This is a genomic window from Aeromonas simiae, from assembly GCF_000820125.1.
Lineage (GTDB): Bacteria > Pseudomonadota > Gammaproteobacteria > Enterobacterales > Aeromonadaceae > Aeromonas > Aeromonas simiae.
The window spans coordinates 151,005-151,374 of sequence record NZ_CDBY01000057.1; the positions used below are offsets into that span (position 1 = coordinate 151,005).

1 pseudogene is annotated in these 370 nt (G+C 73.0%); it reads left to right on the forward strand.

Annotated features, from left to right (window positions below):
* Positions 1-370, forward strand: a pseudogene (locus BN1134_RS20040) (DUF58 domain-containing protein); the annotation flags it as partial.

The following is a 370-nucleotide window of genomic DNA, read 5'->3' on the forward strand; positions in this document are numbered from 1 at the left end:
ACCCGCCTCTATCACGACGAGCAGGAGCAGACCTGCGCCGTGTGGCTCGACTTGGGGCGCGACATGTATTTCGGCTCCCGCGTGCAGCTAAAGGCGCGCCTCGGCGCCGAGCTAGCCGCCGCCCTGCTTTGGCAGGGGCTGGGGCGCCCGCTCTGGTTGCAGGCCGGGGATGGCCCTGCCCTGACCCACGCCCGCCGCCCCGAGCCACTGCTAGCCGAGCTGTGCGCCCGCTACACCCACGGGCTGGCCCGCCGCGAGGCGGCCCACCCCCTGCCAGCGCACCAACGCCTGCCCGATGGCAGCGCCCTGCACCTCATCACCGACCGGCGCACACCTCCCCCCTTATTGCACTGGATGGGCCAGCTGGCCC